Annotated in this window: 12 protein-coding genes and 1 pseudogene; 3 read left to right on the forward strand and 10 right to left on the reverse strand. The window is 66.2% G+C overall.

All coding sequences use genetic code 11. The features are described 5' to 3' along the window. A pseudogene (locus HMPREF3097_RS09935) lies at nt 1-231 on the forward strand (glutamine synthetase); the annotation flags it as partial. 634 nt (nt 232-865) lie between these two features. After that, nucleotides 866-1813 (forward strand): TDT family transporter, encoded by a 948-nt coding sequence (locus tag HMPREF3097_RS04445; protein WP_083317950.1) that lies wholly within the window; start codon nt 866-868, stop codon nt 1811-1813. A gap of 214 nt (nt 1814-2027) precedes the next feature. Here HMPREF3097_RS04445 and HMPREF3097_RS04450 read toward each other — a convergent pair whose 3' ends face one another. The 5 genes from HMPREF3097_RS04450 to thrC form a co-directional block, all read right to left on the reverse strand. After that, nucleotides 2028-2759, reverse strand: coding sequence for a hypothetical protein (locus HMPREF3097_RS04450; protein ID WP_070761246.1), 732 nt, complete (start codon nt 2757-2759; stop codon nt 2028-2030). Then, nucleotides 2756-3607, reverse strand: a complete 852-nt coding sequence (locus tag HMPREF3097_RS04455; RefSeq protein ID WP_070761248.1) for an ATP-binding cassette domain-containing protein — start codon at nt 3605-3607, stop codon at nt 2756-2758. The genes HMPREF3097_RS04450 and HMPREF3097_RS04455 overlap by 4 nt, the downstream gene beginning before the upstream one ends. Beyond that, on the reverse strand, nt 3604-3966 hold the full coding sequence (locus tag HMPREF3097_RS04460; RefSeq protein WP_070761250.1) for a GntR family transcriptional regulator: 363 nt from the start codon (nt 3964-3966) through the stop codon (nt 3604-3606). Before HMPREF3097_RS04460 ends, HMPREF3097_RS04455 begins: the two co-directional genes overlap by 4 nt. A 604-nt stretch (nt 3967-4570) precedes the next feature. Beyond that, nucleotides 4571-5563: a 2-dehydropantoate 2-reductase gene (locus HMPREF3097_RS04465; protein ID WP_083317951.1), complete on the reverse strand. Its 993-nt coding sequence runs from the start codon at nt 5561-5563 to the stop codon at nt 4571-4573. Between the two features lie 296 nt (nt 5564-5859). Beyond that, nucleotides 5860-7311, reverse strand: a complete 1452-nt coding sequence (gene thrC / locus HMPREF3097_RS04470) for a threonine synthase (RefSeq protein ID WP_070761254.1) — start codon at nt 7309-7311, stop codon at nt 5860-5862. Between the two features lie 68 nt (nt 7312-7379). Between thrC and HMPREF3097_RS04475 the strand changes: the two genes are divergently transcribed. Beyond that, entirely contained in the window at nt 7380-8954 is a 1575-nt protein-coding gene (locus HMPREF3097_RS04475; RefSeq protein ID WP_070761256.1) for a hypothetical protein, read from the forward strand. Between the two features lie 193 nt (nt 8955-9147). On the opposite strand, the gene HMPREF3097_RS04480 is transcribed toward HMPREF3097_RS04475, so the two are convergent. From HMPREF3097_RS04480 to HMPREF3097_RS04500, 5 genes are read right to left on the reverse strand one after another with little or no spacing between them, the layout of a single operon-like run. Further along, entirely contained in the window at nt 9148-9894 is a 747-nt protein-coding gene (locus HMPREF3097_RS04480; RefSeq protein ID WP_070761258.1) for an AAA family ATPase, read from the reverse strand. Between the two features lie 45 nt (nt 9895-9939). Beyond that, a complete protein-coding gene (locus tag HMPREF3097_RS04485; protein ID WP_070761260.1) occupies nt 9940-10785 on the reverse strand; it encodes a fructosamine kinase family protein in 846 nt (281 codons plus the stop codon). Nucleotides 10786-10839: 54 nt separating this feature from the next. After that, entirely contained in the window at nt 10840-11397 is a 558-nt protein-coding gene (locus HMPREF3097_RS04490; RefSeq protein ID WP_070761262.1) for a VanZ family protein, read from the reverse strand. 11 nt (nt 11398-11408) lie between these two features. Continuing rightward, nucleotides 11409-12683, reverse strand: a complete 1275-nt coding sequence (locus HMPREF3097_RS04495; protein ID WP_246821282.1) for an MFS transporter — start codon at nt 12681-12683, stop codon at nt 11409-11411. Between the two features lie 3 nt (nt 12684-12686). Continuing rightward, nucleotides 12687-13946, reverse strand: coding sequence for a dicarboxylate/amino acid:cation symporter (locus tag HMPREF3097_RS04500; protein ID WP_070761264.1), 1260 nt, complete (start codon nt 13944-13946; stop codon nt 12687-12689). Between the last annotated feature and the right edge of the window lie 310 nt (nt 13947-14256).

Consider the following 14256-nt stretch of genomic DNA (forward strand, 5'->3'; position numbering starts at 1 on the left):
AAGGACCTCTACGAGCTGCCGCCGGAGGAGCTGAAGGACATTCCGACCGTGCCGTACTCCCTGGACGGGGCGCTCGAGGCGCTGGAGGAGGATCACGACTTCCTCACCGCCGGCAACGTGTTCACCGAGGACCTGATCGAGGCGCACATCCGGTACAAGTTCGACGAGGAGATCATGCCAGCCCGCCTGCGCCCGACGACGCAGGAGTTCGAGCTGTACTACGACTGCTAGTTGGGTTTCCGCTGGTCTGTTGCCTGCTAGTCGGTTTGCTGGCTGGTGGCCGGTGGACGGGCTGGGTCGGCGGTCGGTTGGCTGCTGGTCTGGCTGACCGCTGACCAGATCGAAGGAGGGGCGACGGTCCGCATGGCCGTTCGCCCCTCCTTCGCGTTTCGCAACACTCTCGCGCGTTTTGCGCCCTCTTTTATACGTTTTGCAGAGTTTGATGCGCGAATGGGGCGTGCTGAGCCCCCTCACGGCCCGTTTTGGGCTGTGGAATGTCACAAAACTCGCAAAAAACGACACGCCACGGCCCAAAACCAGGTTCACCGCCCGCTAGTTGGTGTGTTTTGCAGAGTTTGATGCGCGTTTCCACACCCCCTTCGCGCATTCCTACTCCCTCTGTACGTTTTGCAGAGTTTGATGCTGCTTTTCGTCCGATTTCCGTCATCAAACTCTGCAAAACACGAGAGAGATCGGGAACACCATCTGCAAAACGTTCCGGTGGGCGGAGTTCTTTCGCCAGCCGCTGGCCCGCCGGCTCCACTACGCGCACCCCGACGCTGCCCCCTTCGCGTTATGAGCGTCGGATCCCGCCCCGTGAAGATGGCCCACCCCGGCGGTGGTGTGCGGGGCGTGGGGCGTTACTATGCCCTGCGTGATAAAGAAGTTTCGGGAACTCCCGCCGCCGGGCCCCGCGTGGGGTGGCAGCCTCATGGGCACCTCGATCGTCGCGCGCCTGCTCGTCGAGAAGGACATGATGATCGGCGCCAGCATCTTCGCAGCGATCGCGTGCGTGATCCTCGTGGCACTGACCATCGGCTTCGCCCGCTACCGGCAGCCGAGCTTCCAGCGCACCACCGTGGCCGAGTGGTCGATGTTCTTCATCGGCATCCTCGCGCTCGGTGCTGCACTTTCTGGTCTGACGGACGTCCCCACCTACCGCCTCATCGGGTTCTGGATTGGTGCACCCGTCACCACCGTGACGTGGGCGATCCAGCTATCCCGCTTTTCTGGGACACCACGATTCACATGGGGATTACCACTGGTCGGGCCAATGATTTCCGCTTCGGTGGCTGGCTGGTTGGCCCGCGATTACGGGCAGATGTACCACGTCATGGGCACCGCGTTTTTCGTGATGTCGCTGCTCACCGCCGTGCCGGTTTTCGCGCACGTCTACTGGGCGGCGTGGCACGGCGAGGTGGATCTTTCAGGACCGAACTCCGCGACCGCGTGGGTGCCGCTCGGCGTGATCGGGCAGTCCACGACCGCGATGCAGATCCTCTACCCCAGCACGACGTCGGTGTACTACGGCTACGTCGCGCTCGTGCTTGCTATTCCGCTGGCGATCTACGCGATGGTCACCTTCTACCCGAATGTGGCGCGGTGGGTGGATTACTCCCCGGCGTGGTGGTCGTGCACCTTTCCGCCGGGCACCGTCAGCATGGGCGGCCACCAGGTTGCGCTGGTCAATGGCTCCGCGTGGCTGGACGCGGTCGCGCTGGCGATCCCCTTCCTGCTCCTTGCGCACTGGACGGCATGCTCGAGCAGGTTCCTCAGCTGGGTTGCTGAGGGCCGCCGTGGCTCCACCGCCTAACCCCCGGCGTGGGCGCCCCGGGCCCGGGCAGCCCCTCTTTCCATATGTTTTGCAGAGTTTGATGTCGCTTTTTGGGCATATTCCGGCATCAAACTCTGCAAAACATGAGGGGTCACGGGAACACACTCTGCAAAACATGAGGGGCGGGCTGGTGCGCAAATGAGGTGCGCGCGGGGTAGCTAGCGCTCAGCCACGCCACCTGGCCCCTCGGGGGCTACCCCCGGTGGCCCGGGGTCACCCCAGGCAGCTCTGGCACCACCGCTGGCATGGGGCGGCGCTCCGTCCTCAGCGCCCACGCCAGCACCAGCCCGGACACTGCACACACGACCACAGCAAACATCGGTACGCCGGGCCACGGCGCGGCGATGTTGACGTCCAAAACCATGAACACCGCCCCAACACCGTAGGCCACAACGAAACTACCCACCGCAGCAACAACGCACGCCCGCGTCCCCCGCGCACCGGAGACCGCGCCCAGTGCGGTGCCTGCCACCGTGCCCATCAGGAAACTGAGGAACACGCACAGTCCGGTCAGCGCAAACGTCCCCACCGGCATGCCGGGGCCGTCGCTGGCGTAACGCGCGCCGCCGGCAACCTCGTAGCCGTGCGCCTGGACGGTGAAGGAAGCAAAGTCCTGATAGAAGGTCGGATTCCGGTCCGCAACAATAATCATCAGCGTGACCAGGGCCGCGGCCGCAAGCGACACCACCACGGCAGACACGGCCGCAGAGCGCACCCAGCGGGTCGAGCTCACCCCGAAAACGCGCAGCCGCACCGAACGCGCGGCGGTCACCGCGAACAGCACCGCGAGCACAAAAATCGCGAGCATCGCGTTCTCCGTCCCGCGGGAAACAACCAGGCCGCCGAAACCGGCGAGCAGGATCGCTCCCGCGCTCACGCCAAGGAAAGTCCGCGGGTTCGTGGCGCTAAAAACTCCGAGTGTCATTGTGCGCTCCTTTCGATATAAGCGCTCGTGCTGGCCAGGTCGATCAGTTCCGCGGGGTCGAGGTAGCTCACCTCAACGCCGAGAGTGCGCGCATGCTCGGCAGCCGACGCGCTCAGCGGTGCGGCGAGCACGAGCTCAGTGCGCTCCCCCAGGGTCTTACGGGAGAACACGGCCAGGTCCGCGGCGATCAGCCCCACTTGCTCCGTGAGACCCCGCAGCACCGGGTGGCGCGTGCGGAGGTGCTCGACGTCGAATGGGCCGTGCGGCTCGTGGTTATGGATGACGATCAGCGTCTCCACCAGGCCCGCGAGGTCCTGGGAGTGCTGGGAGGTCAGGACGATCGTCCGTTCCGGGGCGGTGGTGGACGGCGCTGCGTCCGTAGGGGGTGCAGCGTCCGGGGACGGGACGACGTCGATGTCGGCGTCGTCGGTGTTGGGGGTGACGGTCGCGACGTCGTCGGTGATGACGTCGTCGTCCGCGATGGCGTCGATGAACATGCTGCGCAGACGATTGCGGAACTCGACGTCGAGGCCGTTGAAGGGCTCGTCGAAGAGGAGGGCCGGTTGGCCGGAGGCAAGGGCCGCGGCGGTGATCACCATCTGGCGTTGCCCAAGGCTGAGGCTCTTCATCGGGGTGGTGGCCGGGAAGTCGAGGAGGGATTCGGCGCGGCCGATATCGAGCTCTGACCAGCCGGTTTTCGCGATGGCGAAGTACTCGCGCGGGGTGGCGCCGTAGAGGGCGGTGTCGGGGGCGGCCTGGGCTAGCGCCGTGCCAGGGTTCTGGCTGAGGGTGCGCAGGTAGTAGGTCTTGCCGGCACCATTCGGGCCGATGACTCCGTAGATGCTCACTTCTCCTCCTTCAGCATGGCGATGATCTCCTCGAGCGAGAGGCCGAGGGCGGCGGCTTCGTTTTTGAGGGGGTCGATGTAGGTGCGTTGGAATGCGCCTTTGCGCTCGCTGCGGATGCGCTCGCGGGCACCCTGGGTGACGAACATGCCGAGCCCTCGTTTCTTTTCGACGAGCTTTTCCTGTGAGAGTTCCGTCATGGCTTTGGCAGCCGTTGTGGGGTTGACCTGGTAGAACTCCGAGAGCTCTTTCGTGGATGGGGCCCGTTGGTCGATGGCGAGCTCCCCGGACAAGATCATGGACTTGAGGTCCTCCGCGATCTGTATGTAGATCGGGCGAGGATCCGCTGGATCAGTCTGCATGACCACCTCCCTGGTTATGGGGTTTACCATGTAGGTCATAAACCTACGGGTAGGTGTGGGTTGGCGTCAAGGTTTTGCGGCAAAACCGCGCGTTGGCGCAGGTCACGGCATGGCCATGCCTCACCCCCTCCCCCTGCGTGCGTTTTGCAGAGTTTAATGCCGCTTTTTGGCCGATTTCCGGCATCAAACTCTGCAAAACATGAGGGGTGCGGGGGGAAACACTCTGCAAAACATGAATGATGTGCGCTCTGGGTCTCTCGCGGTCCGCCCGTGGCCCGCCTTGGGCTGTGAAATGCCACGAAACCCGCAAAAAGTGACACGCGACGGCCCAAAACCACGGTTCGTGGCCACGCTTGGCCGGAGCAAGGCCAGATGCAGGGTCCTGGGCGGTGCCAGGCCAGCCCCTGGGCCCAGTCTGGGAGCGGCCGGGGTCCCGCCCCGCGGCCCCGCGGCCTTCCCCGCTATGTGTGTTTTGCAGAGTTTAATGTCGCTTTTCGGGCATTTTCCGGCATCAAACTCTGCAAAACATGAATGATGCGCGTGAATGGGGCCAGGCCTGGTCGGGGCCTGGGTGGGGCGTGGTCCGCCCCCTAGCCCGGTGCACCTAGCCCTGGCGGCCCTCGGCCTGCGCCTTGATCTGTCCCTCCAGCGCGCCTTGCATCATGTCGTGCAGCGGTGTCGGCACACCAACGCGCGCAGCCATGCGACGCACCGCGCCCACCTGCGCATCCAGCTCATTCGGCAGCCCATCACGGATATCGCGCTGCATCGAGCTGGTCGCGGAATCCGGCTGCTTATCAGTGAGCGCCATCGTCTTTTCCACGATGTCCTCCGGCAGCCCCACGCCGTGCGCCCGCGCGGCCGCCTCGTACTCCCGCATCAGCCCCTCCAGCGTGCTACGCAGCCCCGGCTTCCCCTCAGCCCCCTCCTCGCGCAGGTACCCGAGCGGCTGGTGTGCCAGCGCGCCCAGCGCACCCGTCGGCGTCACGAACATCGCCTTGGACCAGATCTCCACGAAGATGTCATCCCAGACCTCGGACTTGAAGCCCGCCGCAACCAGCGCTTCACTGAGCTCGCAGGCCACCCGATAAGCGTGGCTATCCTGCGCACGATCGAAAGTGCCGATGTTCAGCACCTTCATCCCCGGCAGGAACTGCGCGGTCGCCGGCCCCTTGTGCACGAAGTAGCCGCGCACGATGCCCGGAATCACGTTCTCCTCGCCGTACTGCTCCGCGACCAGCTGCGGAACCTCCACCGAGTTGTGCAGGGTCACGATCGGCACCTGCTTGCCGTCGGCGGTCTTGATGTCGGAGACGTCCGGGAAGGAGTCGTTTCCCGGCAAGGACTTCGTCGCATTGATAATGACGTCCAGCCCGCCCATCGTCTGCGCAAGTTCCTCGAAGTTTTCTGCCGCGGCGACGTTGGAGACCACCGAGGTCTCCTCATTGTCATCGATGAGCGTCAGGCCCTTGGTGCGCAGCGCATCGAGGGTCTCGTTGCGGGCGACGAAGCCAACCTCCTGGCCCGTCTCGGCCATGCGACCGCCATAGTATGCGCCCAGCGCACCGGCACCCAGAAAACCAATCTTCAAAGCCACGCCTCCTCAAGGCTCGCGAAAACAGTTGCGAACCCCACCATACGTCGGTGGCATGAGCGGCGACGCGGGTGGGCAACGCCCATGTGCATCCTGGCCTAGACCCCGCGCCCAGCCCCCGGCCTAGCGCCCCTACCCCCGTCCAGGAGCCTAACCGAGCCTAGGACCCTGCTTCCTCGATCTAGGCCCCTAATGCCACCCGGACCGGTCCAGGCCCCTGATCCCCGCCCAGCCAGGTCCAGCACCTAGGCGCCCCAGCCCGGCCCAGCCCCGCGCCCAGCCCGGCCCAGGCCAGTTCCCTAGTTCTCGACTTCCTTGGTCTCCGCGATGGAGTCCAGAATGTACTGCTTCACGCGCTCAGCGTCGTTCGGAAGATCAACCACGTGGCGGTCGGCGTCCATAATCCCGGCGAAGCGCTCCGGAACCTCAGGGACCTCCCCGATGGCCTCCTCGATGGTCTCCGCGAACTTCACCGGCAGCGCCGTCTCCAGGACGACAATCGGGCCCTCAACCTGGTCACGCCACTGCTGCGCGGCCTTCACACCATCGGCGGTGTGCGGATCGATGATCACGCCCAGGCGCTCGTGCAGATCCCGGATCGTCGCCACGCGATCCGCGTGCGAAGACGTACCGGACGCGAAACCATACTTCGCGGCCGCCTCCGGGAACGCCGGGTCGTCTGCCAGGGAGAACCCGCCCTCGCGCACCTTCACACCGAACAGGTCCGCCACCCGATCGGCGTCCCGACCCAGCAGGTCGAAGACGAAGCGCTCAAAGTTCGACGCACGGGAAATATCCATCGACGGGCTGGAGGTCTTCAGCGTCTCCGCGGAGCTGCGCACCCGGTACTCGCCGGTGCGGAAGAACTCGTCCAGCACATCGTTCTCATTCGTCGCGACGATCAGTCGGTCGATCGGCAGGCCCATCTGCTTGGCGATGTGGCCTGCGCAGATGTCGCCGAAGTTGCCGGTCGGCACGGAGAAGCTGATCTTCTGGTCATTCGACTCCGTCAGCTTCAGCCAGGAGGAGATGTAGTACACGACCTGGGCCATCAGGCGCGCCCAGTTGATGGAGTTCACCGCACCGATGCGGTTATCCCGCTTGAAACCCGCATCCGCGGACACGGCCTTCACCACGTCCTGGCAGTCATCGAAGACCCCATCCAGGGCAATGTTGAAGATATTCGGGTCATCCAGGCCGAACATCTGCGCCTGCTGGAAAGGCGTCATGCGCCCGGCCGGGGTCAGCATGAACACGCGGATCCCCTGACGACCGCGCATCGCGTACTCGGCCGCCGAGCCCGTGTCACCGCTGGTCGCGCCCAGGATGTTCAGGGTCTCGCCGCGGCGGGCCAGCTCGTACTCAAACAGCTCGCCGAGCAGCTGCATGGCCATGTCCTTAAACGCGGCCGTCGGCCCCTCAGAGAGGTGGCCCAGGTACATGCCGTCCTCGAGCTCCGTGACGGGGACGATCTCCTCGTGCGCGAAGGCCTTCGTCGTATACGCCCGGGCCGTGATGGCCTCCAGGTCCTCGGCCGGGATGTCGTCCACAAAGATCTTCAGCACCTCGGCAGCCAGCGCGGCATAGCCCTTCTCCGCGAGCAGCTCGCGCCACTCGGTGAGGGTCTCATCGCTCAGCTGCGGGTACTCGGCAGGCAGGTAGAGGCCACCGTCCGGGGCCAGGCCACCCAGCAGGATGTCTGAGAACTTGGCGGGGATACGGGAAGAATCACGAGTCGAAATGTAGTCCACGTCTCCACATCCTAGAGCACTGCCCCGACATCGGGTGAGACCAGCCGAAACAGGCTAGACTAACCTGCGTGAAACAGCCCCACCCCACCCCCCGACGCGAATCCTCGCGGGAGACGCCTGCGACCAGCGGGGCGGTGTCCGACACAGCGTCCACCGGGGCGGTGTCCAACGGAAGGACGTCCGACGGGGCGACCGACACCGCAATGCCTGACGGGGCGTCGTCCGGAACGGCGACGTTCGACGGGACGACGTCCGAAACAACGACGTCGCGAGCAGTCAGGGCGAGTCGGAAGGTCACGGCAGAGCGTCCGGCGACGTCGGGGCGGTCGGTTGCGGCGTCCCGCCCGGCGCGGCCGGTCTACCAGTCCCCCATCGCGGTGTGGGTCTGTTGGCTGCTGGCCAATATCTTCCAGCTGTGGATCGTGGCCACCTACCGCTGGGGCACCGAAGACGTGAGCTACTACCGCAACGGCAGTCTGCTCTCCGGCCCGTTCGGCGAGCATATCGTCGGCATCGGCGGCAGCCCCACTCCGTTGAGTGAGTACCCGGACGTCGGCGTGTGGCCCATCCGCGCGGTCAAGGCCGTCGCGGACGTGGTAGCACCCGGCAGCGAGACCGCATTCTTCCTGATCTTCGCCCTCGCGTGCTGCCTGCTCGGGGCACTATTCACGGGATATCTGCTGCGTCTGGGGCGGTTCCTCGGGGCGTGGACGTGGGTCGGCGTGAGCTTCGCGATCGGGCCGATCCTGCTGACCCGGCTGGACCTGATCCCCGGGCTCGCGGTCGGCGTGGGGGTGGCTGTGGTGGTCTCCCACCCGCGGGTCGCAGGCGCCTTGTTGGCCTTCGCCACCGCGTCAAAGCTGTGGCCCGGGGTGTTGGCGGTTGCCCTCGTGGATCGGTGGGATACGCGCGGTACGTGGCAGCGGCTGGGCTTCTTCGCCCTCACGCTCGCCGTGCTGGTGGGTATCACCACCGCCATCCAAGGCTTCGAGCGCGTCATCAGCCCACTGACTTATCAGGACGTCCGCGGCCTCCAGGTGGAGTCGGTCGCCGCGACGCCGTTTACCTTCCTCTCCGCCTTCGACGATCGCTGGGAGATCAACCTCTCCTCCTCCAAGAGCTATGAGGTCACCGGGCCCGGTGTGGAGCTGGCGATGCACGCCGCCACCGCGGTCATGGCGCTGACCCTGCTGCTGGGCGTGTACATCGCGCTGCGGCACTTCCTCCGCGGCGGATGGAACACCGAACGCGCCCTGGCTACAGCGACGATGCTCGTGGCCCTGCTGCTGCTCGGCAACAAGGTCTTCTCCCCGCAATACGTGCTGTGGCTGGCACCCCTGATCTGCCTGGCCATGCCTGCAAGGATCGAGCAGCGCGGTGTTCGCGGCGAGGGTGCCCGGTGGCGGGACGTACTACTAGACACCAGCGAGGGCGCTCCGCTGGTGCTCGGGGTTCTCAACGTGATCATCGCGGGCTTGAGCTTCCTGGTCTTCCCCATCTCCTATGGCTGGCTGGTCTCCTCCGGCCCGGCAGTGATCCCGGCAAGCATCCTCGTGGTGCGCAACCTGCTGTGCATTCTCGTGGCGGTCATCGCCGTGCGCTGGTGGCTGCGAGTTTCCCGTCCCGGCGCGCAGGTCGTGTAAGCCTCAGCCTTCCACGCTGAAGACACGGCGTCGGCGTTCCCCGGCCCGCGGGCTGTATTTGGTGCGGCTTGGGCGCTTGTCGGCGAGACTACGGGGTTCCCCGGCGCGCGGGCTGCGTAGCCCCGAGGCCCTTCACACCGACCCGGCGAGCCCAGCAGGACGCCAGCTGGTGACGTCCTAAAAAGAAGAAGGCCTACTCCCCCAGCAGGAAGTCCACGGTCCCGTGGGGATCGGCGAAGAACTCCGCGAGCGCGGTGAAGGCCTCGGTCTGCTCCAGCGCGGTGGTGCGGATGCCGCGGTCGCCGATCTCGTAGATCGTGGTGCCGGGGAAGGCCATGAGGATCGGCGAATGCGTGGCGATCATAAACTGCGCGCCCTGGCGAACCTCCTCCGCAATCTGGCCAAGCAACGCCATCTGGCGAATCGTAGACAGGCCGGCCTCGGGCTCGTCGAGGAGGTAAAGCCCGGCGCCGTCGATGTACTCGTGGAAGATGTCGAAGATCGACTCCCCATGGGAGCGGGCGGTGATGTCCCAGTCTGCCTCCAGTCGGTTTCGGCCCGCGGCCTCCATCGGCGACTGGTTGTGCAGCACCTGGGTCAGGTGGCTCTCCGCGCGCAGGAAATAGCCTCGGAGCAGCGGCTGCGAAAGATCCGCCACGAGGTCGCGGACCAGCGGTGACTCGGTGCCTGTGCTCGGCTGCTTGAACGGATCGTCCAGGCGGCCCCCGGTGGCCCCGAAGCCCAGTTTGAGGGCGAGAGCCTCCAGGAGCGTGGACTTGCCCACGCCATTCTCCCCGGAGAGCACGGTCACCGGCGAGGGGAACTCCAGCCGGCCACGCTCGCTAAGATCAGCGACGACCGGCATCTGGTGCACCCAGGAGCTGGGCTCGCGCAGCACGTGGCGCAGCCGGATGGCCCGCAGCGGGAGCGTGGATCTCATGGGCTTAAGCTTAGCGGGAGGCCGATGACGGGCTGCGGGTAGCGGTTAGAGCGCGAGGCTGCGGTGCACCGCCGTCATCGCCTGGCGCACATAGGAACCACCGAAGACCGCGACGTGCAGGAAAAGCAGGTGCAGCTGGTGCAGCGGCACGCGCTGCCGCCAGGAGGAGTCCCAGCCCGCGGCCTCCTGATACGCACCCAGGATGCGCTCCTGATGCGCGATGCCGAACAGCTGCAGGGCGGCCAGATCCGTCTCCGGGTGCCCACCGTGCGCGGCCGGGTCGATGAGTACTGCGCCCTCGGGGCTCCACAGGACGTTGCCCGCCCACAGGTCGCCGTGGCAGCGGGCCGGGGCCTGGTCGCCGGGGACGTCGAGGTCCCCGTCGCGTAGCCGCTCCAGCAGCGCGCGGACGGCTTGCTGGTCCTCGCTCGACAGACCGCCCCAGGCGGGATCGATCAGGGGTTCTAAGAGGTTCGCGTAGAACTCGCCCCAGCTCTCCCACTGGCCCAGCGGCAGCGGCAGCAGGTGCTCGTTCGGGCCCTGGTAGCCCGTCCCCTCCCAGGGCTCGCCCGCGGCGTTCACCGGGCCGGCACCGAAACACGGGGCGCCCGCGGCGTGCGTGGCAGCCAGCTCCCGGCCAAAGGCCTCCGCGGCCTTTGGGGTGGGGCGGGTCTCCTGCACCCGCTCCAGGACGATCGTGTCCGGGGTGCGCTCCACGACGCCGACCACCCGGGCGCCCTGAGCGGCAGTGGCCCCGCCACCGTCCCGGGTGACCCCGCCACCGTCCTTCGCACCGAGCCCGCCACCGTCACGGGCGGCAGCCAGCCACTCGAGCCCCGCGGCCTCCCAGGCGCCGGTGCGCCCCGGATTGTGCTTGGTGAACGTGCTCATCGAATCACTCCCTGACTCACTGCCCGCTGGCGGGTGTTGTGCTTGCCTAAAGCTTTAGCCGACGACCTTCTCCGGATCCCCCAAGCGGTCGCCCAACCCCACCAATACCGCGAACACCACACCGAGTGCCAGCGCCAACCACACCCACACCTTGTGCCAACGCGGCCCCATCTTCACCGCAAAGAACGCGCCCAGGAAAGCGCCCAGCGTGTTGCACCACCAGTCATCCACCGAGGTCCGCCCCACCGAGAACACGTACTGGCAGACCTCGATACCCAGGCTCAGCAGGGCCGCGATCCACACCGCGCGCCACACGGGCCGGTTCACCCCGAAAAACACCACGACCAACAGCATGCCAAGGGGAACGAAGAAGGCCACGTTGCCCACGTAGTCGAAGACCACCCCGAAGATCGTCGGGGACTGGCCGACCAGCTCAAAAGGCACCAGCAACAGCTCGCGCACCCGCTGATTCTCCGGCTTCCACAGCAAACCGATCTGGTAGAAGCTCTTGCCCACCGTCAGCGCCAGGACGACGGCCACGTAGGCGAGCAGCGCGGTCAGCTGTAGCACGCGGGCCGGCCGGGCAGGATGAGCGGAAGCAGTGCGGGACATGCCACTGAAGCCTAGCGACGCGGCCGGGTGGCCACCACTCCAACCAGGCCCAGCGCCCACACGCCGAGCACCACGAACCAGCCGAAGCGGAACTCCGCCCAGGTGTAATCCCCGTTCGGAGCAGCCAGCGTCAGGTAGATCCCCATCGCCTGGTTGGCGGCCATCCCGGCCAGCCAACCACCCATATTCGCCAGCCCCGTCGCGGTAGCCACGAACTCACGCCGGCACTCCTCGCGCACCGAGTCAAAACCAATATTCGCCAGCGGCGAGACCACCCCCATTACCACGTTCATCACGAACGCCGCAGCGGCCGTCCGCGGTTCCGGGGAGATGAAGAACAGCAGCCACGCGGCCGCACCCAGCGACGTCCCCACCACGATGGCCTTCCACCGCGACCGCCCCAACCGGGCGGACAGGAACCCCACCAGCACCCCACAGACCGCCATCGCGAGCGTGGAGGCGGAGATCGCCCACCCGGCCGTGGCCTTGTCCATGCCCATGCCCAGCGTCATGATCGGCATGCCCCACAGCAGGGTGAACACCACCAGCAGGGAGAGCCCCGACCAGTGGATGAAGAAGCCGTGCCAGGCGGTGCGGTTGCCCAGTGCGTACTTCACCGCCACCATCGGCGAGGGGCCCGGTCCGTCTTCTTGGTTTTCGACGCCGCCGCGTCGGCCTTCAGCAAGCTCCACCGGCGTATCCCACACGACGACGAAGGCCACGATCCCTACGAGCAACCCCACCGCGCCCAGGGACACAAAACCGATGCTCCAGCCCGCGGAACCAACCAGCGCAAGGAAGGGCACCGCGGAGAGGAACTGACCCAACTGCCCCACCGCCCCGGTCGCCTGACCAAACAACGGCGCTGTGCGCAGCGGGAACCAGGCAGGAATGATCCGCATGACGGACAGGAACGCGGTGGCGTCCCCCGCACCCACCAGCACGCGGGCAGCCACGGCCACCGGGAAGCTCGTCGTGAACGCCAGCAGCACCTGGCCCACAGCCATCAGCACCGCCCCGTAGAGCATCATCTTCCGCGGCCCCAGCCGGTCTACCAGCAGACCCGCGGGGATCTGGGCGAAGGCGTAGGTCGCCAGCTGCACAGTAGTGAACACCGCCAGTTGCCCGGCGTTGATCTGGAACTGGTCGAGGGCGTCCACGCTGACCACGCCCAGGGAGGTGCGTCCCAGCACCGCCATGACGTAGACGAAAACACCCGTAACCCAAATTCCCACCGCCCGTGGGGTCACGGTGGTGGGAATGGGGCTGTTGGCTTCAGAAGTCACGGTTTACGCGTCGCGCTCCTCATTCTCAGCAGCTGCGGCAGCGCCAGCGCCCTGCAGCTCCGGATCGTCCTCTGGAATCTCGATGCCCTTGACTCGGGAAGCCAGGCCCTGGACCACACGGCCCACGGCCATATCGCCGGTGACGTTCGCGGCGGTGCCGAAGGAATCCTGCGCCAGGTACAGGGCGATCATCAGGGTCAGCATCGGCTGGTCGAAGCCCAGCATGGACTCCAGCACGCCCAGCGCGGTCATCACCGCACCGCCCGGGGCGCCCGGGGCGGCGACCATCATGATGCCCAGCACCAGGATGACCGGGATCATCTGGCCGACGGAGATCATCTCACCGTGAGCCAATGCCCACACGGCCATGGAGCAGGAGGTGATGGTGATGATGGAGCCCGAGAGGTGAATATTCGCGTTCAGCGGGATCAGGAAGTCCGCGAAGCGTGGGTGCAGGCCCGCCTTCTTCGCCGAGCGCAGGGTGACCGGGATGGAGGCCGCGGAGGACTGGGTGCCCAGCGCAGTGACGTAGGCCGGCAGCATCGTGCGCAGCATCGTGAACGGGTTCTTGCTGGAGACCGCACCAGCGATGCAGTACTGGAAGACCAGCATGACCCAGTGCAGGACCAGGACCATGATGAAGACCTTCGCGAAGACCGCGAGGATGTTCGCCACCACACCGGCGTAGGTCAGGTTGCCGAACACGCCCATCACGTGGAACGGCAGCAGCGGGATCACCACGGAGCTCAGCAGGCGCTCGATGATCTGACGGAAATCATCCGTCAGCTGGTACATCGTGCGATCGCTCAGGCGGGTCATACCCAGGCCGACGACGAAGGCGAGGATCAGCGCGGTCATGACGTCCATCACCGGCGGGATCTCGATGCTCGTATACGCCTCGACGAGGGCGTCCTCCGGGTTATCGGTTTCCATCAGACCCTGGGCGCCGTCCAGCAGGAAGCGGAACAGACCGAAGGAGGTCAGCAGCGCCAGCAGACCGGCGATGACCGTGGAGGAGTAGGCAACGCCCAGGGACAGGCCCAGCAGCTTGCCCGCACCGCGACCCAGGGAACCAATGCCGGGGGCGATGAAGCCGAAGATGATCAGCGGGATCACGAAGCTCAGGAAAGTGCCGAAGATCTGGTTAAAGGTGGCGAACGCGCGGATCGGCCACTCGACATCCGCGGAGCGGCAGATCGCGCCGACCACGATGCCGATCACGATGCCCGCGATCAGTCTGACAATAAGGGGGATCCGGTTCACGAATACTCCTGCTGGGTTTATGGGGAATCGCCCAGATTATGGGCGGGATCAGGGCACAGTTTAGGTTTCCATCCCCCAGATGGGTTAATTGACGGTGAACAATCCCCGCATCGGGGCACTATGCATCCCCCGAAGTAGGTAATCCTCGGGGGTATGCGGGGCTTCCGGGGTCCCCGGTTCTCGATCGACGGGCAGCGCGGCGCTGGCGTGGCTGGGGCCTGGCGGACGGTGCTGGTGCGGACCGGCCTCCGCGGGCAGCGCGGTGCCGGTAAGGCCGACGCGGCGCTGGTGGCCGGGGCCCGGCGGGCGG

This window comes from Corynebacterium sp. HMSC27B11 (assembly GCF_001815985.1).
GTDB lineage: Bacteria > Actinomycetota > Actinomycetes > Mycobacteriales > Mycobacteriaceae > Corynebacterium.

Excerpts from the sequence above, each read along its gene's own strand:
- HMPREF3097_RS04480 (WP_070761258.1), bottom strand. The coding sequence starts at position 9,894 with ATGAGATCCACGCTCCCGCTGCGGGCCATCCGGCTGCGCCACGTGCTG.
- HMPREF3097_RS04490 (WP_070761262.1), bottom strand. The coding sequence starts at position 11,397 with ATGTCCCGCACTGCTTCCGCTCATCCTGCCCGGCCGGCCCGCGTGCTA.
- HMPREF3097_RS04460 (WP_070761250.1), bottom strand. The coding sequence starts at position 3,966 with ATGCAGACTGATCCAGCGGATCCTCGCCCGATCTACATACAGATCGCG.
- HMPREF3097_RS04445 (WP_083317950.1), top strand. The coding sequence starts at position 866 with ATGCCCTGCGTGATAAAGAAGTTTCGGGAACTCCCGCCGCCGGGCCCC.
- HMPREF3097_RS04485 (WP_070761260.1), bottom strand. The coding sequence starts at position 10,785 with ATGAGCACGTTCACCAAGCACAATCCGGGGCGCACCGGCGCCTGGGAG.
- HMPREF3097_RS04450 (WP_070761246.1), bottom strand. The coding sequence starts at position 2,759 with ATGACACTCGGAGTTTTTAGCGCCACGAACCCGCGGACTTTCCTTGGC.